At 67.6% G+C, this 18,275-nt stretch carries 12 protein-coding genes; 3 read left to right on the top strand and 9 right to left on the bottom strand.

Features of this window, described 5'->3' with window-relative positions; translation table 11 throughout:
- Window positions 1-51: 51 nt before the first annotated feature.
- The 7 genes from AC06E7_RS01770 to prpB all read right to left on the bottom strand — a co-directional run bounded on the left by AC06E7_RS01770 (window position 52) and on the right by prpB (window position 11,768).
- A complete protein-coding gene (locus tag AC06E7_RS01770) occupies window positions 52-4,935 on the bottom strand; it encodes an alpha-2-macroglobulin family protein (protein ID WP_478062693.1) in 4,884 nt (1,627 codons plus the stop codon).
- 198 nt (window positions 4,936-5,133) lie between these two features.
- On the bottom strand, window positions 5,134-6,321 hold the full coding sequence (gene prpF, locus AC06E7_RS01775; protein WP_478062695.1) for a 2-methylaconitate cis-trans isomerase PrpF: 1,188 nt from the start codon (window positions 6,319-6,321) through the stop codon (window positions 5,134-5,136).
- On the bottom strand, window positions 6,318-6,641 hold the full coding sequence (locus tag AC06E7_RS01780) for a type II toxin-antitoxin system RelE/ParE family toxin (RefSeq protein ID WP_478062697.1): 324 nt from the start codon (window positions 6,639-6,641) through the stop codon (window positions 6,318-6,320). The genes prpF and AC06E7_RS01780 overlap by 4 nt, the downstream gene beginning before the upstream one ends.
- Window positions 6,638-6,886, bottom strand: a complete 249-nt coding sequence (locus AC06E7_RS01785) for a type II toxin-antitoxin system ParD family antitoxin (RefSeq protein ID WP_095364393.1) — start codon at window positions 6,884-6,886, stop codon at window positions 6,638-6,640. The genes AC06E7_RS01780 and AC06E7_RS01785 overlap by 4 nt, the downstream gene beginning before the upstream one ends.
- 104 nt (window positions 6,887-6,990) lie before the next feature.
- Window positions 6,991-9,606: a Fe/S-dependent 2-methylisocitrate dehydratase AcnD gene (gene acnD / locus AC06E7_RS01790; RefSeq protein WP_478062699.1), complete on the bottom strand. Its 2,616-nt coding sequence runs from the start codon at window positions 9,604-9,606 to the stop codon at window positions 6,991-6,993.
- A gap of 76 nt (window positions 9,607-9,682) precedes the next feature.
- Window positions 9,683-10,840: a bifunctional 2-methylcitrate synthase/citrate synthase gene (prpC, locus tag AC06E7_RS01795; protein WP_478062701.1), complete on the bottom strand. Its 1,158-nt coding sequence runs from the start codon at window positions 10,838-10,840 to the stop codon at window positions 9,683-9,685.
- 28 nt (window positions 10,841-10,868) lie between these two features.
- Complete coding sequence (prpB, locus tag AC06E7_RS01800) at window positions 10,869-11,768, bottom strand: methylisocitrate lyase (protein WP_068853669.1); 900 nt, start codon at window positions 11,766-11,768, stop codon at window positions 10,869-10,871.
- A gap of 148 nt (window positions 11,769-11,916) precedes the next feature.
- On the opposite strand from prpB, the gene prpR reads away from it, so the two are divergent.
- Window positions 11,917-13,521, top strand: coding sequence for a propionate catabolism operon regulatory protein PrpR (gene prpR / locus AC06E7_RS01805; protein WP_478062702.1), 1,605 nt, complete (start codon window positions 11,917-11,919; stop codon window positions 13,519-13,521).
- Window positions 13,522-13,981: 460 nt separating this feature from the next.
- Entirely contained in the window at window positions 13,982-16,522 is a 2,541-nt protein-coding gene (locus tag AC06E7_RS01810) for a hypothetical protein (RefSeq protein ID WP_478062704.1), read from the top strand.
- 7 nt (window positions 16,523-16,529) lie between these two features.
- Here the strand turns inward: AC06E7_RS01810 and pdxH are convergent, their stop codons facing one another.
- Complete coding sequence (pdxH, locus tag AC06E7_RS01815) at window positions 16,530-17,168, bottom strand: pyridoxamine 5'-phosphate oxidase (protein WP_419403234.1); 639 nt, start codon at window positions 17,166-17,168, stop codon at window positions 16,530-16,532.
- 3 nt (window positions 17,169-17,171) lie between these two features.
- Between pdxH and AC06E7_RS01820 the strand changes: the two genes are divergently transcribed.
- Window positions 17,172-17,993, top strand: a complete 822-nt coding sequence (locus AC06E7_RS01820; protein ID WP_478062706.1) for a kinase — start codon at window positions 17,172-17,174, stop codon at window positions 17,991-17,993.
- On the opposite strand, the gene AC06E7_RS01825 is transcribed toward AC06E7_RS01820, so the two are convergent.
- A complete protein-coding gene (locus AC06E7_RS01825; RefSeq protein ID WP_068853673.1) occupies window positions 17,986-18,189 on the bottom strand; it encodes a dodecin family protein in 204 nt (67 codons plus the stop codon). The two genes, AC06E7_RS01820 and AC06E7_RS01825, sit on opposite strands and share 8 nt — an antisense overlap.
- Window positions 18,190-18,275 lie beyond the last annotated feature (86 nt).

Consider the following 18,275-nt stretch of genomic DNA (forward strand, 5'->3'; position numbering starts at 1 on the left):
GCGGTACGGCCGGCATCGCGGGCCCCGGCGTCGGCCGGGGCCCGCCCTGGGTCACGGCTGGACCACCGTCAGCGTGGTCGGGTTACTGCGCCCCACCCCGCGCAGGTCGGGCCGGTACATGTCCTCGACCAGCGGCGGGGGCACCGTGTAGGTGCCGGGGGTGACCGCACGCACCAGGTAGAACACCTTGGCGGTGCTGCCACGCGAGAGCTTGAGCGCGGCCACGTAGCGGTCGTCGCGGAACTCCTCATGGCGCAGCGTGGCCGCCTCGCCACGGTCTTCCACGCGCAGTCCATCGACCACCACGTCGGCCCACTGCTTGGCATCGCCCAGGTTGAAGTTCTCGATCTCCAGCCCGGCCGGCAGCAGGTCGGTCAGCAGCGCATCGGGCATGTCCACGTTCGGGGTGACGCTGACCCGCACGATCAGTGCTTCGCCTTCCTTCAACGCACGCGGGGTCCACGGCTTGCCGTCGGTGGTGAACCAGCTGCGTTCCACGCCCAAGGTGCGGCTGTCCGGTTCCGGCGCGGTGCGCGGAATGCCGGCCACTTCCAGGCTGGCGAACATCGGCGGCTCGCCCTTGGGGCTGAACCGCACGCCCTTGGCCAGTGCGGCGTAGTCGAAACTGCGGCCGAACATGCGGCGCGCGGCGATCGCTTCCACTTCGCTCCCGACGGCCAGCTCGCCGGACACCTGCCTGGTCTGGTTGGCCGCCAGCGCCTTGCCCAGGCGCGCGATGGCCACCTGTTCCTGCGTGCTCAGCCACATCCAGCCGTTGTTGCGGCGGGCATCCAGCGCGCGGCCCAGTTCCACCGCGCGTGCGTCGTAGGCCGGCTTGGACAGCTTGCGCTCGTGCAGCAGCGCGATCATCAACGCATCGTCGCGCACCGCGCTGCCGTAATCGCCGAAGTACTGCGGGCGCTCGCTGCTGGGCTTGGCGAAACCGGCCGCAATGGCCGCATCGCCCCGCTTGTGGTCACCCTGCAGCGACAGCGCGATACCCAGGTGGACCAGCGACAGGCCGGTGAGCGACTTGCTGCGTTCGTTGTCGTACAGCGCGCGCAGGGTACCCAGCGGGGCCCGGTTGACCCGCGCCAGCACGTAGCCCGAATACGCCTGGTTGGCGAATTTCAGGTTCTCGCGGCGGTCCTCGCCGTAGAACTGGTTGCCGCCGGACAGCAGGTCCTCGCTGAGCCGGTTGAGCGCCTTCTGCAGCACGCCGTCGGGCACGGCGAAGCCGGCGTCCTTGGCATCGAGCAGGAACTCGGCGATGTACGGGGTCAGCCACGGATTGACGTAGCCGTCGTCTCCCCACATCGAGAAGTTGCCGTTGGCTACCTGCATCGACGCCAGGCGGCCGAACGCGCCTTCCATGCGTTCGCGGCGGGTCCTGGCATCCAGCCCATCGGCACCGAGCATGGCCGAGGTGGCTTCATCCAGCATCAGTGCGGCGTAGCCCTTGCTGGTGGTCTGCTCGGCGCAGCCATACGGATACTTCAGCGCACCGTCGAGCGCACTGGCGAAGGGAATCGGCGGCAGCGCGCTGACCAGCATGCGCGCGGTGACCGAATCGCTCATCAGGCCATCGGCCAGGCCGGCGCCCAGCTCCACGTCGGCCAGCGGGTCCAGCGTACGGGTCTGCGCGCGCAGCACCTGCGGCCACGCCGCGCGTACCGGCAGGTCATAGCGGCGGTCGACCTTGAAGCCGTTGCCTTCCACCCGCACCCGCACCTTGGCCACCGTGTAGCCCTCGCGCGCCACCAGCGGGAAGCTGAGCGTGCTCTTGGCATCGGCGTTGAGCTTGAGCGTCCGGCTGGACTCGCCGAGGGTCAGCGGGCCGATCCCATCGACCTGCACGTTGAACTCGCCCGGTTTGCCGGTGAAGTTCTGCACATCCAGGGTGACCGTGCTGCGGTCGCCCGGGGCCAGCACGCGCGGCATGCTGGCTTCGGCCAGGATCGGTGCACGCACCACGGTTTCCACGTCGCGCTTGCCGTACTGGTCATCGGCGTAGACCAGCGCGGAGACGCGCAGGGTGCCGTTGAAATCCGGCACCTTCAACGCGATCCGGGCAATGCCCTTGGCATCCAGTTTTACCGGGCCGGAGAACAGGTCCACGGTCTGCACGCGCGCGGTGGGGCGCTTGGCCTGCGGCAACGCGGCCAAGGCCATGTCACCACCGAACTTCAGTTTGCCGCTGCTGCCATCGAAGCTTTCGATCACCCGGCTGTAGATGTCGTAGGCATCCACGCCAAGGCGACGCTGGGCGAAGAAGTGGCCGGCCGCGTCGGGCACCGGGAAGCGCGTGATGTTGAGGATGCCCACGTCCACCGCCGACACCGTGACATGCGCCAGCTTGCCCGCCAGCTGCGGCGCGCTCACCGTCACCGGCAGGGTCTGCTCCGGCCGCATCTGCTTGGGCGCGGACAGGCCGACCGCGATCTGGCGTGCCTTGCGGTCCATCGGCACGTGCACCACGCCGACCGCGCGGGCCGGAGTGATCTTGCTCGGCGCACTGCCACCGCGGAACACCAGCGCGGTGATGTAGACATCGTGGCGCTCCCACTCGGCGGTGACCGGAATGTCGAAGGTGCTGCCCGGCTTGGCGTCGATCTCCTGCACGTACAGCATCTTGTCGCTTTCAACCATCAGCACGCCCTTGCCGGCGTGCGGCGGGGTGACGGTGACGCGGACCTTGTCGCCGGCCTTGTAGCCGGTCTTGTCCAGGCCCAGCTTGATCTTGTCCGGGCGTGCATCCAGGCCGCGGTTTTCGTCGTTCCAGCTCCAGCCGGCGTGGAACGGGTAACGGCTGGTCAGCCCGGTGGCCGGGTCGAACACATCCAGGCGGTACTCGCCCCATTCCACCGGGAAGTCCACGCCCACCGCCGCGCTGCCGGCGTCCAGGGTGCGGCTTTCCTTGTTTTCGAAGCGGCGGCTGAAGTCGTAATCCCAACGGTTGTCGTTGAAGGTCCAGTGGTAGTCACGGAGCTCGCGCACCAGGGTGACCTTCAGGCCCTTGCCGGGCTGCGGCTTGCCGGCCGCATCCACGCGCAGGACTTCAAAGCGCGCGTTGCTGTTCGCATCGGCGCCGTCTTCGGGGTTGAACAGCGGGCGCACGCCGACCAGCACCGGAGCCGGCCACAGCACCCGCTTCAGGGTGCGGCTGACCGTGCGGCCGCCGGTTTCATACACGCTGCCCGACAGCACCACCGCCACCGGCGCGCTGGCCTTGACCTCGGCCGGCAGCTCCACGTCCTGGCGCAGCGTGCCGTCGGCGGGGAACTCGGTATCGATCACATCGCGCGCTTCGCGCGGCAGCTCCAGGGTCGGGTCGCCGAAGAAGTAGCCCGGCAGCGATTCCACCGGCGACTGCTCGGCCGCCACCGCCAGGCGCGCGGTGAAGCGGTTGCCATCGGCCGGCGCACCGTACAGGTAGGCCGCATCGGCCTGCAGCTTGAGCGGCTCGCCCGGCTTGAGGGTCTTCTGCGGACTGTCCAGGTCCAGCTTCATGCGCTCGGGCAGGAACTCCTCGATCCGCAGGGTCATGCCCTGGATCGCCTCCTTGCTGGCCGGGTTGGTGCGGAACTCGACCTGCCAGCGCCCGGTCGGCGCTTCCACCGGGATGGTCTGTTCGAAGCTCAGGTAGCCCTGCTCGCCCGGTTGCAGGCGGGTTTCGCGGAAGGTCTTGCCGTCAGGCTGCTTCAGGCGCAGGAACACCGGCTGCCCGCCCTTGCCAGGGCCGCTGACCGGCTTACCGTCGTTGTCGCGCAGCAGCGCGGAAATGCGCACGGTTTCGCCGGGGCGGTACAGGTCGCGGCCGGACCAGGCGAACACGTCGAACCACGCGTTGTCGCGCCCGGCCACGGCAAACTCGCTCAGGTCCAGCGCCGGCTGGTTGAACGGCAGCATCGAGGTATCCGCACCACTGCTGGCAATCAGCACATGGCCCGCATCCAGGGTGTAGTTGAGCAGCGCGTTGCCGTTGCCGTCGGTGCTGCCCTTGAGCACCACCTCGCCCTTGGCGTCGATGATGCGCAGGTCGATCTTCTTCAGCGCCGCGCCGCTCTGCAGCGAGGCGGTGTGCACGAACAGGGTGTCCTTGTAGGCGCGGGTGTGCAGGCCGATGTCGCTGACGGTGAAGAAGGCGGTGTCGAACTCGCTGTCGAACGAGCCGCTGCGCTTCATCACCGCGAAGTACAGGCCCGGCTCCTGCAGTTCCTTGATGTCCTGGGTGGGGAGGTAGGTCAGCACGCGCTCGTTCTGCTTGCCGCCCAGCACGAAGCGGTTAACGTAGACCGGCTCGGCCAGCTGCGACATCGGGGTCTTGTCGCCGTATTCGCTGTCCAGCTCCCAGCTGCCACGGCGGCCGCCGCGCTGGTACTGGCTGAAGAAGCTGGACAGTTCCTTGTCGCGCACGCGCAGGAACTCCACGTCCACTTCCTTCACGTTGACCGACACCACCGGCAGGCCGCGGCTTTCGCGCGCTGGCAGCACGCTGCCCTGCGAGGCGAAGCCGGCCACCGGCTTGAGCTCGCCACTGAAGACCTTCTGGCGCAGCTCCTTGCCGATCCGGCTGCCGTCGGCGGCCAGCAGGTCCGGCGAGACGATCAGGGTGTACTCCTTGGCCGCCTCGACGAACGGGTAGCGCAGGGTCTTGCCGTCGTCGGACAGGGTCCAGCTGCTGTCCTCGGTGCCGACCTTTTCGCCGAAGCGGACCAGTTTGTCGAAGTCCTGCGTGCCGACCAGCGGCCGCGAGAACTCGAGGGCCAGCGACAGACCATCACTCTTCTGGTCGGGGAAGGCGCGTACCAGGGTGAACTCGCTGACGGCTTCGGCCTTGGCGGCAATCGGCGCGCCCGACGGCGTCGGCAGCTGGCCGCTGTCGTTGCGCTTGCAGCCGCCGATCCCCAGTGCCAGGCCGGCGACCAGCGCCATCCCCAGGATTCCTTTCCAGCCCCACCGCCCGACCGTTGCCATATGTCGCTCCTTGAACAAGGGCTTCATTATGCACCCGGGCGTTACGGGCTGCCTGGACACGCATGGCGTGTCCCTACGCGACCCAGGGCATGCACGCAGTGCGCGGATCGGCGTAGCGACACGCCATGCGTGTCCCAGGTGGCGCGTACCGGGCGGTCAGACGGTCCCGGCCGGGACCCTTACCGCGCCTTCCATCAGCACCCGTGCGCTGCGACTCATGATCGCCTTGGTCACGGTCCACTGGCCATCGACCTGCGCCGCCTCCGCGCCCACACGCAGGGTTCCCGACGGATGTCCAAAGGTGACCGCGCCGCGCTCGCCGCCGCCGGCCGCGAGGTTCACCAGCGTGCCCGGAATGGCGGCAGCCGTGCCGATGGCCACCGCCGCGGTGCCCATCATGGCGTGGTGCAGCTTGCCCATCGACAGCGCGCGGGCATGCAGGTCGATGTCGCCCGCCGCGATCTGCCTGCCACTGGAGGACACGTAGTCCTGCGCCGGGGCGACGAACGCAACCTTGGGCGTGTGCTGGCGGGTGGCAGCCTGGTCGATGCTGTCGATCAGGCCCATGCGCACCGCGCCGTGCGCGCGGATCGCCTCGAACCGGGCCAGCGCGGCCTTGTCCTCGTTGATCGCCGGCTGCAGCTCGGTACCGGTGTAGCCCAGGTCCGCCGCGTTGAGGAAGATGGTGGGAATGCCAGCAGTGATCATCGTCACCTGGAAGCTGCCCACGCCGGGCACGTCCAGCGTGTCGACCAGGTTGCCGGTGGGAAACATCGAACCGCCCTCGCCTTCGTCGTCGGACGGATCGAGGAACTCCAGCGCGATCTCAGCGGCCGGGAAGGTCACCCCATCCAGTTCGAAGTCGCCGATCTCCTGCACCTGCCCGTCCACCACCGGCACGTGGGCCAGGATGGTCTTGCCGATGTTGGCCTGCCAGATCCGCACCGTGCAGATGCCATTGCGTGGAACGCGGGTCGGATCGATGAAACCGTTGCTGATCGCGAAGGGGCCTACGGCGGTGCTGAGGTTGCCGCAGTTGCCGCTCCAATCCACGAACGCGGTGTCGATGGAGACCTGCCCGTAGAGGTAATCCACATCATGGTCGGGCACCGATGGCGCCGAAATGATCACGCATTTGCTGGTGCTGGACGTCGCCCCGCCCATGCCGTCGGTGTGCTTGCCATAGGGATCGGGCGAACCGATCACGCGCATCAGCAGCGCATCACGCGCCGGACCTGGGACCTGCGCGGCAAACGGCAGGTCCTGCTGGCGGAAGAACACACCCTTGCTGGTGCCACCGCGCATGTAGGTGGCGGGAATGCGGAGTTGGGGAAGATAGGTCATTGCGTATCCAATAGGGCATCAAGGCCACGACGTGCAATCCAGATCCTGACGACACGGATGTGGTCGGCCAACGCTATGTAGTAGATGAGGTCATCATCAAAACGACGAATGGGAAGGAAGCGCAGCGATCCTTCAGGAAGGTCCAGGACACCATCGTGTCGGGTCGAGCCTGCTTCCGGGTGCCGCTCCAACAGTTCAACGGCTGCCTGAAGGGCATCGATGAAAGCCAGTTCCAGCGCCGTTCCGCCTGCGCCGGCGAACCACTGGGCCGCCTCGTCGGCGTCCTGGAGCGCGCGTGGATACCAACGGGAGGGCTTCATTTCCCGCTGCGCTCCTTGGCCCGTTCACGCATGCGATTGAAATGATCGGCTTCCAGCGGCTCTGCGGTTCCTGAGGCAAGGCCCTCTGCAACCAGCTTGCGGAGCAGGTCTTCCGATTTGCTCCGCTGACGCTGGCGGATCAGGTCACGCACGTAGTCGGAGGTACTGGAGTAGCCGCCTTCGCTGACTTCTTCGTCGACAAACTGCTTGAGCGGGTCACTGAGCGAGATGTTCATCGTGGCCATGGGGGCCTCCTATGGCAATTCTTGCCATGAATGGTGCGCCTACAGCCACATGGCTGCAAGCGCACCCCCATTCATCCTTCATATTCAGTAGGACAGACAGGATTTCACGCCACCTGCGAGGATTCGAGGAAGTCCTGCGCAAAACGCTGCAATACCCCGCCCGCTTCGTAGATCGAGACTTCTTCCGCGGTGTCCAGGCGGCAGGTGACCGGCACCCGCAGCTGTTCGCCGTCGCGGCGGTTGATCACCAGGGTCAGCTCGGCGCGCGGCACGCGCTCACCGACCACGTCGAAGGTTTCGGTACCGTCGATGCCCAGCGACAGGCGGTTCACGCCCGGCTTGAACTCCAGCGGGAGTACGCCCATGCCGATCAGGTTGGTGCGGTGGATGCGTTCGAAGCCCTCGGCGGCGATGGCTTCCACGCCGGCCAGGCGCACGCCCTTGGCCGCCCAGTCGCGCGAGCTGCCCTGGCCGTAATCGGCGCCGGCAATGATGATCAACGGCTGCTTGCGCTCCATGTAGGTTTCGATCGCCTCCCACATGCGGGTGACCTTGCCTTCCGGTTCGATGCGCGCCAGCGAACCCTGCTTGACCTGGCCATCGACCACGGCCATTTCATTGATCAGCTTGGGGTTGGCGAAGGTGGCACGCTGCGCGGTGAGGTGGTCGCCGCGATGGGTGGCGTAGGAATTGAAGTCCTCCTCGGGCAGGCCCATCTTCGCCAGGTACTCACCGGCGGCGCTGCTGGCCAGGATCGCGTTGGACGGCGACAGGTGGTCGGTGGTGATGTTGTCGCCCAGCACCGCCAGCGCGCGCATCCCGGTCAGCCCGCGCTCGCCGGCCAACGCGCCCTCCCAGTACGGCGGGCGGCGGATGTAGGTGCTCTGCGGGCGCCAGTCGTACAGCGGGCTGATCGGCGCACCGTGTTCGACCTTGAAGGTGAACATCGGCTCATAGACCTGGCGGAACTGTTCCGGCTTGACGCTGGCAGCCACCACCGCGTCGATCTCGGCATCGCTCGGCCACAGGTCCTTCAGGGTGATCGCGCTGCCATCGGCGCGGAAGCCCAGCGCATCCTTCTCGATATCGAAGCGCACCGTGCCGGCAATGGCGTAGGCCACCACCAGCGGCGGCGAGGCCAGGAACGCCTGCTTGGCATACGGATGGATGCGTCCGTCGAAGTTGCGGTTGCCCGACAGCACGGCGGTGGCGTACAGGTCGCGGTCGATCACTTCCTGCTGGATCTTCGGATCCAGCGCACCGCTCATGCCGTTGCAGGTGGTGCAGGCAAACCCGACGATGCCGAAGCCCATCTGTTCGAGGTCGCCGATCAGGCCGGCCTCTTCCAGGTACAGCTGGACGGCCTTGGAACCAGGCGCCAGCGAGCTCTTCACCCACGGCTTGCGGCTCAGCCCGGCACGGTTGGCGTTGCGCGCCAGCAACGCGGCGGCAATCACGTTGCGCGGGTTGCTGGTGTTGGTGCAGCTGGTAATGGCCGCGATGATCACCGCGCCGTCAGGCATCAGCCCCTGCTCCTGCTCGAGCTTGCCGGAGGCCAGCTTGGCTTCGTCGGCAATGCCGCGCGCGGCCAGTTCGCTGGTGGCCACGCGCTTGTGCGGGTTGGACGGGCCGGCCATGTTGCGCACCACGCTGGACAGGTCGAACTTCAGCACGCGCTCGTAGCGCACCTGGCCCAGGTCGTCCGACCACAGGCCGGTCACCTTGGCGTAAGTTTCCACCAGCTTCACCTGGGTCTCTTCGCGGCCGGTCAGGCGCAGGTAGTCCAGGGTCTGCTGGTCAATCGAGAACATCGCCGCCGTGGCGCCGAACTCGGGGGTCATGTTGGAAATGGTGGCGCGGTCGCCGATGGTCAGCGCGGTGGCGCCTTCACCGTAGAACTCGATCCACGCCCCCACCACGCGCTCCTTGCGCAGGAACTCGGTCAGCGCCAGCACCAGGTCGGTACAGGTGATGCCCGGCTGCGGGCGACCGGTCAGCTCGACACCAATGATGTCCGGCAGGCGCATCCACGAGGCGCGGCCGAGCATGACGTTCTCCGCTTCCAGGCCGCCGACGCCGATGGCGATCACGCCCAGCGCGTCGACGTGCGGGGTGTGGCTGTCGGTGCCCACGCAGGTATCGGGGAAGGCCACGCCATCGCGCACCTGGATCACCGGCGACATCTTCTCCAGGTTGATCTGGTGCATGATCCCGTTGCCTGGCGGAATCACATCTACGTTCTTGAACGCCTTCTTGGTCCAGTTGATGAAGTGGAAGCGGTCTTCGTTGCGGCGGTCTTCAACGGCGCGGTTCTTCTCGAACGCGGCCCTGTCGAAGCCCGGGTATTCCACCGCCAGCGAGTGATCCACGATCAGCTGGGTGGGTACCACCGGGTTGATCTGGGCCGGGTCGCCACCGGCATCGGCAATGGCGTCGCGCAGGCCGGCCAGGTCGACCAGCGCGGTCTGGCCAAGGATGTCGTGGCACACCACGCGGGCCGGGTACCACGGGAAATCCAGGTCCTGGCGGCGCTCGATCAGCTGCCGCAGCGAGGCCTCCAGGGTGGTCGGGTCACAGCGACGCACCAGGTTTTCGGCCAGCACGCGCGAGGTGTACGGCAGCGTGGCATAGGCACCCGGGGCAATCGCATCGACTGCGGCGCGGGTATCGAAATAGTCCAGCGCGGTGCCGGGCAGGGTCTTGCGGTAATCAGTGTTCATGGCTGGCGGTAGCTGCTTCTGTTTGGCGGGCCGTGCGTGAAATGCGGAAAGGCCGGCCGGTGGGCCGGCCCTTCGTTCAGCGGCGCTGGTCGATCGGCACGAAGGCCTGGTCTTCCGGGCCGGTGTAGTTGGCGCTGGGGCGGATGATCTTGCCGTCGATGCGCTGTTCGATCACGTGCGCGCTCCAGCCCGAGGTGCGGGCGATCACGAACAACGGGGTGAACATCGCGGTCGGCACGCCCATCATGTGATAGCTGACAGCGCTGAACCAGTCCAGGTTCGGGAACATCTTCTTGATGTCCCACATCACCGATTCCAGGCGCTCGGCGATGTCGTACATCTTCAGGTTCTGCTGCTCGCTGGACAGCTCGCGGGCCACGTCCTTGATCACGCTGTTGCGCGGATCACTGACGGTGTAGACCGGATGGCCGAAGCCGATCACCACTTCCTTGCGCTCGACGCGGGCCTTGATGTCGGCCTCGGCTTCGTCCGGCGAGTCGTAGCGCTTCTGCACTTCGAACGCCACTTCATTGGCGCCGCCGTGCTTCGGCCCGCGCAGCGCACCGATGCCGCCGGTGATGCAGCTGTACATGTCGCTGCCGGTGCCGGCGATGACGCGGCAGGTGAACGTCGAGGCGTTGAACTCGTGCTCGGCGTACAGGATCAGCGACGTGTGCATCGCCTTCACCCACGAATCCTGCGGCTTCTCGCCGTGCAGCAGGTGCAGGAAGTGGCCACCGATGGAATCGTCGTCGGTCTCCACGTCGATCGCGCGGCCGTTGTGGCTCCAGTGGTACCAGTACAGCAGCATCGAGCCCAGGCAGGCCATCAGCTTGTCGGCGATGTCGCGGGCACCGGGGTGGTTGTGGTCGTCTTTTTCCGGCGACACGCAGCCCAGCACGGAAACGCCGGTGCGCATCACGTCCATCGGGTGCGCCGACGGCGGCAGCTCTTCCAGCGCGGCCTTGACCGCGGCCGGGATGCCGCGCAGCGACTTCAGCTTGGCCTTGTAGGCGACCAGCTCGGCGCGGGTGGGCAGCTTGCCGTGCACCAGCAGGTGGGCGATTTCCTCGAACTCGCTGGTGTTGGCCAGGTCCAGGATGTCATAGCCGCGGTAATGCAGGTCGTTGCCGCTGCGGCCGACGGTGCACAGGGCGGTGTTGCCGGCGGCGGTGCCCGACAGGGCGACGGACTTCTTCGGCTTGAAGCCGGGGGCGGTGGTTGCTTCGCTCATGATCCCTCCAGAAAACAATGGTGCGACGTTACTTCTTGGCGGCGAACAGCGCATCGAGCTGCTGCTCGAAGGCGTGGTAGCCGATACGGTCGTACAGTTCCTCGCGCGTCTGCATGCTGTCCACCACGTTCTTCTGGTGGCCGTCGCGGCGAATGGTCTCATACACGTTCTCGGCAGCCTTGTTGGCCGCACGGAACGCCGACAGCGGGAACAGCTGGATGGCCACGCCGGCCGAGGCCAGTTCATCGCGGCTGAACAGCGGGGTCTTGCCGAATTCGGTGATGTTGGCCAGTACCGGCACCTTCACTGCGTCCACGAAGCGGCGGTAGGTGGCCAGGTCGTAGGCGGCCTCGGCGAAGATGCCGTCGGCACCGGCCTCCACGCAGGCGATGGCGCGCTCGATCGCGGCATCCACGCCGTCCACCTGGATGGCGTCGGTGCGCGCGATCAGGAAGAAATCCGGATCGGTCTTCGCATCGGCGGCCGCCTTGACCCGGTCCACCATCTCGCCCTGGGTGACGATTTCCTTGCCCGGCCGATGCCCGCAGCGCTTGGCGCCGACCTGGTCTTCGATATGGCAGGCTGCTGCGCCGGCCTTGATCAGCGATTTGACCGTGCGCGCGATGTTGAACGCGCTGGGGCCAAAGCCGGTGTCGATGTCGACCATCAGCGGCAGGTCGCACACGTCGGTGATGCGGCGCACGTCGATCAGCACATCTTCCAGGGTGTTGATGCCCAGGTCGGGCAGGCCCAGCGAGCCGGCCGCGACGCCGCCACCCGACAGGTAGATGGCACGGTAGCCGGCGCGCTGCGCCAGCAGGGCGTGGTTGGCGTTGATCGCCCCGATCACCTGCAGCGGCGATTCGGCGGCCAGCGCGGCGCGGAAACGGGCGCCGGCGGAGGAAACAGGGGTGCTCATGGGCAACATTCCATCGTGGTTGTCGGGTAACAGGCGCAAGGCGCGTGCCAACTCGCAAGTGATTGATTCCACTGGCTTGGCCGCCGCCCCGGCTTGTTTCACTTTGAAACATTGAAACGGATGTAACATGGATGGAACTGAAACACGGTACCCGACGATGTCCATCCGCCTGCCCCGCCCCCGCCTGCCCGATCTGGATCCCGGCGCCCTGCCGGTGATCTGGACGGTGAGCGTGTCGCGCCTGACCGGCCTGCTCGGCGACGTCATCCCGGAGTTCGACCGCCGCGCGCGGATCGTCCCCATCAACCTCGGCTTTGAAGAGGCGGTGGACGTGATCGGCCAGCGCCTGCGCCGCGAGCATTGCGATGTGGTCATTGCAGGCGGCTCCAACGCCGCCTACCTGCGCAGCCGCCTGGAGGTACCACTGGTACCGATCCAGGCCAACGGCTTCGACCTGATGGAAGCACTGGCGCGGGCGCGGCGGATCGCCCCCAGGATCGGGCTGGTCACCCACGCCACCGACGTGCCCAGTTTCGGCAGCTTCCAGCACAGCTTCGGGCTGGATATCGAACACCGCCGCTTCGTCACCCGCGAAGATGCGCGCGACTGCATCGCCGACATGCGTGCCAACGGCATCGAGGTGATCGTCGGCACCGGCATGGCCATCGACCACGCCGAACGCGTGGGCCTGCCCGGCGTGCTGCTGTACTCGGCCGATTCGGTGCGCCAGGCCTTCGAACACGCGCTGGAACTGACCCAGACCCTGGCCCGCTCCGGCGTGGCCGCACCGCGCCGGCGTGCCCCTGCCCGCTCGCGCCCCACCGAGCAGCGCCTGCTCGGCGAAAGCCCTTCGATGCAGCAGGTGCGCGAGCGCATTGCCTTGTATGCCCCGCACGACAGCACCGTGCTGGTTACCGGCGCCACCGGCACCGGAAAGGAACTGGTCGCCCGGCAGCTGCACGCCGCCAGTGGCCGCAGCGGCCGCTTCGTGGCGCTCAACTGCGGGGCAATCAGTGAATCGCTGCTGGAAGCGGAACTGTTCGGCTACACCGAAGGCGCCTTCACTGGCGCGCGGCGTGGTGGACGGGTCGGCCTGGTAGAAGCTGCCGATGGCGGCACGTTGTTCCTGGACGAAATCGGCGAGCTGCCGTTGCCGCTGCAGACGCGTCTGTTGCGGGTCCTGGAAGAGCGCGAAGTGCTGAGGGTCGGTGCGACCGAACCCACCCCGGTGGATGTGCGCGTAGTGGCGGCCACCCTGCAGACGCTGGAATCGCTGGTAGAGGCGCAGCGCTTCCGGCGCGACCTCTACTACCGCCTGGCCGCGCTGCGGATCGCACTGCCTACCCTGCGCGAGCGCCCGCAGGACGTGCCGATGCTGCTGGAGCACTTCTTCCAGCAGTTGGGCCAGCGCCCGTCGCCGCTGGATGCGGCCGCCACCGAGCGCCTGTGCGGGTATGCCTGGCCGGGCAACGTGCGCGAACTGCGCAACCTGGTTGACCGCCTGCGCATCCATTGGCGGATCGACCAGGGGGCATTGGGCCTGGCACAGCTGCAGTCGTGGCTGCCCGAACTGCTGCCGGCCACGGGCGGCACTGTCGTGCCCGACAGCGCCACGTTGCATGCCGGGCCTGCGCCCGCACGCCCCTCGCCAGCAACCCTGCACCAGTGGCTGATCGAACATCAGGGCAACCGGGAGCAGCTGGCCGCACAGCTGGGCGTATCGCGCACGACGCTGTGGCGTTGGCTGCGGCACCCCGTTTGACGAGCGCCGGTGACCGCGTTTTGCGCATCCCGCGCCTGCAACGACATCCCTGATACGCAGAGCAGGCTTCAACCGACAACGCATTAGGGAAACTCCTAAAGCCAAATGCGGATATCCGGTTGTGCGACATGTTCATCATTTCGTCTGCTGCATGGGCAGGAACTGACAGCGCGGGACATGGCGGTGGATCGCATGCGTCCTGCCGCGACATCAGCGCGCCGGGCGCATCGGGCGGTTTGATGCCCGGATTTCCCGCCATACCAGGCCTTGCCGCCCGATTCCGCCGCACGCGGACCGATACACGCCATCGATGACGTCAAGAGGAAGAAAGTTCGATGGCCGCGCAGGAGGTTCATCAACGGAAACCCCGGGTGAACTGTCTGCGAATACTGCAATGTCCAACGGCCCGCCGCACGGCTAGGTTCCAGAGCGAGGATCCGCCCACCACCAAGGACACTGCATGTTCCCAGCCACTCACGCCAGGCCCCTTTCCACCCTCGTCGCCCGCACCACCGCGCTGGCCCTGCGCAGGCCGCGCGATGCCGCGGCGGGCCCGACCCGGGCCATCCCGCTGACCGGTATCAGCAACCACGCGAACCGGCCGCAGCCCGCACCCGCCCGCGTATCGCGGATGCCCGCGTCAGCGTCCAACACCGACCCCGAGCGGGACGATGCACCCAGCGCCCCCGGCCCCACCGAGGATGCACTGGTGGTGCTCAGCGGCCAGATCCATGCCCTGCTGGCGCAGTGCCGCGCCGAAGCGCCTGCGGATGTTGCCAACGCACTGGACGCGCTGGACCTGGACCCACGCGAGCCGTTGGCCCGCAAGCAGAGCAGCGCGCTGCTGCGTGCGATCAAGCGCCTGCCCAACGGCCGCCATGTCCCCGAACGGCAGAAGGCACTGCGGGCGGCGCTGTACGACCTGACCCGCGCAGCACGCGCCGAGGCGATGCTGCACGAGCAGATCGCACGCCACACCGAGCGAGAACGCATCAACGCGCTGCCGGGTTCGCAGCGCAGCGCCGGCACCGGCGGCATGCTGGGCGTGCGCTTCGGGTTGCCCAGCGGCGTGCATGCCGGCGCGGCGGCCGGTGCACGCCAGGAATCCAGCGTGGCCACCTTCGACGACCTGACGGTCGCCACCATCCGCAGCGCGACGGTAAGTGCTGAAGCCAGTGTCCAGGCCACCGTCGGTCCCGGGGTAGGCGTGGAAGGCAGACTGAGCGGCTACTCGACCGAAGGCGATGCGGACATCTCCATGTCGATGCGCACCCGCGTGCTGCGCCTGGCGCATGCATCGGTCGCCCACCGGTTGGGCGGCAACGTCCTGCAGCGCGCGTTCAAGCGCGTGACCGAGCCACGTCGCGACCGCTACGACGAGCGCACCAGCCGCGCGATGGCCTTGCAGTCGACGCTGCCAGTCCTGCTCGGCAAACAGGCCGTGGCGCAGCCTCTGGCATTCGGCAAGCGCGGCCTGTTGATCACCGCAGGCATGACCACCCATGGCGGCGCGCTGGACGCCACTGCCGGCTATGGGCTGGGCCAGCTCGGCGCCACCGCTGCGGCCAACCGCACGGTACTGCGGGCGGCGCTGCCGACCCGGCTGACCGAACTCGGCGAAGACGGCCTGCCTGCCAGCAAGGATCCCGGCATCCGCTCCGTTCTGGAAGCGCGCGTGGCGCATCTGGTGGGCAACCAGCCCCGTTCGCACGCGCTCCAGATCGTCCAGCAGGTCATGGCGTCGCCGCGGGACCCGGACACCATTGAGAAACGACAGAAGGCCGTGGCACATGTCGGCGCCGCGTTCGATCACCTGCAGGCGCTGACCGACCTGTCGTTGCGTGCGCCGGCCCAGGCACGCGCGCCGCTGGCCTCGCTGGCACGCGACTGGGGCAGCAGCACCGCAGCGCCCGAACCGGTGATGATCGCCCTGCTCGACACGCTCGCCTGGCTGCAGGCGGTGCCGGCACCGGACACCCGGGCAGCGGCAGAACATGCAGGTTGGGCCCGCCTGCAGCGCAGCGTGCAGTCTGAAGCGCGGCGCATCCATGACACCACGCTGCCGCACGACCGCGCGTGGGTGTACCGGGCGACGCATGCGTTCCGCGAGCAGATCCAGCGCATCGCCACCACCCGCGGCAGCTTGTCGCTCTCTGCATCGCTGCCGTTGCTGACCGCCACCGGAGAGATCGGCGTGGCACGCCATGTGCGCCAGGATCCGGATCCGCTGCGCAATGGTGACTATCTGGAGCTGACCGTTGCTGCCCATCTCGCGCCCGCGTTGGGCACCATCCTGTCCGAGGTGGAGCGGCAGTTGCCGGAGTGGGGGGCGCTACCCCTGCACGAAGCAGAAGCATTGGTCGCCCCGCTGTCGGCCGACCTTGGGGTCAGCGGCACCAGCCAGCTGCTGGTGCGCTTCTTCCGGCCTTCCTTCCAGACCGATCCAGACTTCTCGCCGTCCGCGCGCGGCAACCACCTGCATGCGGTGCGTCTGGCCACCGGCACCGCACAGTCGCTGGGCGTGACGGTACCCGTGCCGGTGCTGCCGGGGCTGGCACCGACGATCCGGGTGGAGCACAACCGCGCAACCCAATTCACCCGGTACGACCGGCTGGGCGAAGGCACGCTGACCAGCCCGCTGATGCGCTACCTGTCCCTGTGTTCGGCCACGCAGCCCCGTGCTGAGACGTGGGCCGCGCTGCTGGATTCGCATGGTGCCGACCTGGACCGGCTGGCCGAAGCGCTCACCGACCCCGGTTCCGTACCTTCGCTGGAAGCGCGCTACTGGCTGCAGCGCGAGCCCACCACCACTATCGGTGGTGCCACCACGCGCCGCGAAAATCCCGATACCAGCACGCTGGACGCGTTCACGCAGGCAGCCGATGCCGAAACCCGGCGCGCCCAGCTGTATGCGCTGTTCGAAGCGGTCGGGGCCATCACCACCCGGCAGAAGGCGATGTCGTCGCTGATCGGCGCATTGACCCTGCCGGTGGTCGGTTGAGCGCCGCTTACGGGTACAGCAGGCGCTTGCACCACTGCCCGTTGGCATCGATCTCGTAGCACCAGCGCTCGTGCAGGCGGAACTGCGCGCCGTACCAGAACTCGATCCGGCGCGGCACCACCCGCAGCCCGCTCCAGCCGTCCGGCCGCGGAACATCGCGGCCGGCGAAGCTGGCTTCGGCAGTGGCCACGCGCGTATCGAATTCCTCGCGCGAGGCCAGCGTGCGTGACTGCAGCGACGCCCACGCGCCGATCTGGCTCAGGCGCGGACGCGAGGCAAAGTACGCGTCGGCTTCTTCGTTGCTGACCTGTTCCACGGTGCCTTCGATGCGCACCTGGATGCCGGCCTCGCGCAGGCTGCGCCACAGGAACAGCAGCGCGGCGTGCGGGTTGGCCTGCAGCTCGCGGCCCTTGTGGCTGTCCAGATGCGTGTAGAACACGAAACCGCGGTCATCGAAGGCTTTCAGCAGTACCGTTCGCGCCGAGGGGACGCCCGTGGCGGTGGCGGTGGCCACGGTCATTGCGTTGGGTTCGATTTCAGCGCTGCCTTTGGCTTCGTCGTACAACGCGGCGAAGGTGGACAGGGCTTCAGCGTAGAGATCGGTCATGGTCGGCTTCTTTGCGGCTCGGTTTGGGTTTATTGTCACCGCATGTCCGTTGCTGCGTACATTCCCCGGAACAAGGGTTTCCCCGATGCACTGGTCGCGCAGGCGCTGGATGATGCGTTGGCCGTGACGGCCACGGTGCCAGTATTGGCGATCAGCGGCCTGCAGGGCAGCGGCAAATCGACGCTGGCCGCCCAGGTGGTGGGCCTGGCCCAGCAACGCGGGCTGCGCGCGGCGGCAGTGTCCATCGATGACTTCTACCTCACCCGTGCCCAACGCCAACGCCTGGCCCGCCAGGTACACCCGCTGCTGCTGACCCGTGGACCACCCGGCACGCATGACCTGCCGCTTGCCCATGCCACGCTGGAGGCGATCACCGCGCGACAGCCGGTGGCGCTGCCGCGCTTTGACAAGCTTGCCGACGAACGCGTGCCGGAAGCGCAATGGCCGCAGTGTCACGAACCACTGGACCTGCTGGTGTTCGAAGGCTGGTTCCTGGGCACGCCGGCGCAGGCCGACAGCGAACTGGACACCGCGCTCAATGCGCTCGAACGTGAGGCCGACGCCGATGGCCGCTGGCGCCGCTGGTGCAACCAGGCCCTTGCCGGACAGTATCCGGCGCTGTGGCAGTGCTGTGACCGGCTGTGGTTCCTGCAGCCGCCGGATTTCGCGGTAGTGCCGCGCTGGCGCTGGCAGCAGGAGCAGAACCTGCAGGCCGCCCAGCCCGAGCGCAGCAGCATGAGCCGCGCCCAGCTGGAGCGGTTCGTGCAGTACTACGAGCGGATCAGCCGGCAGGCACTGCGCACGCTGCCGGCGCTGGCCGACCGCGTGGTGGTGCTGGATGAACAGCGCCGGATCGTCAGCTGACCAGGAAGGTCACGCGCAGGTTGACCCGCCACTCGGTGATGTTGCCTTGGCCGTCAGTGACCACCTTGGTCTCGTTGATCCACGCCCCTTGGATGCCCTTGACCGTTTCGGACACTTTCTTGAGGCCGCTGCGGACTGCGTCTTCGACGCTGGTGGGCGAGGAGGCATTGATCTCGATGATTTTGGCCACTGACATGGGCGTACTCCGGCTGCGCGCGGGACATTCCGCACCGCCCACCATGGGGTCCCGGACGTAAAGGCGGCGACACGGAGGTGTTAGCA

This window comes from Stenotrophomonas sp. Steno-Z4, assembly GCF_056393145.1.

What these genes read in the sequence shown, in the direction of transcription:
- prpC (WP_478062701.1), bottom strand. Translation starts at nt 10,840, where the DNA reads ATGAGCGAAGCAACCACCGCCCCCGGCTTCAAGCCGAAGAAGTCCGTC.
- AC06E7_RS01810 (WP_478062704.1), top strand. Translation starts at nt 13,982, where the DNA reads ATGTTCCCAGCCACTCACGCCAGGCCCCTTTCCACCCTCGTCGCCCGC.
- AC06E7_RS01770 (WP_478062693.1), bottom strand. Translation starts at nt 4,935, where the DNA reads ATGGCGCTGGTCGCCGGCCTGGCACTGGGGATCGGCGGCTGCAAGCGC.
- prpB (WP_068853669.1), bottom strand. Translation starts at nt 11,768, where the DNA reads ATGTTGCCCATGAGCACCCCTGTTTCCTCCGCCGGCGCCCGTTTCCGC.
- AC06E7_RS01820 (WP_478062706.1), top strand. Translation starts at nt 17,172, where the DNA reads ATGTCCGTTGCTGCGTACATTCCCCGGAACAAGGGTTTCCCCGATGCA.
- AC06E7_RS01825 (WP_068853673.1), bottom strand. Translation starts at nt 18,189, where the DNA reads ATGTCAGTGGCCAAAATCATCGAGATCAATGCCTCCTCGCCCACCAGC.
- AC06E7_RS01780 (WP_478062697.1), bottom strand. Translation starts at nt 6,641, where the DNA reads ATGAAGCCCTCCCGTTGGTATCCACGCGCGCTCCAGGACGCCGACGAG.
- AC06E7_RS01785 (WP_095364393.1), bottom strand. Translation starts at nt 6,886, where the DNA reads ATGGCCACGATGAACATCTCGCTCAGTGACCCGCTCAAGCAGTTTGTC.
- acnD (WP_478062699.1), bottom strand. Translation starts at nt 9,606, where the DNA reads ATGAACACTGATTACCGCAAGACCCTGCCCGGCACCGCGCTGGACTAT.
- prpR (WP_478062702.1), top strand. Translation starts at nt 11,917, where the DNA reads ATGTCCATCCGCCTGCCCCGCCCCCGCCTGCCCGATCTGGATCCCGGC.
- prpF (WP_478062695.1), bottom strand. Translation starts at nt 6,321, where the DNA reads ATGACCTATCTTCCCCAACTCCGCATTCCCGCCACCTACATGCGCGGT.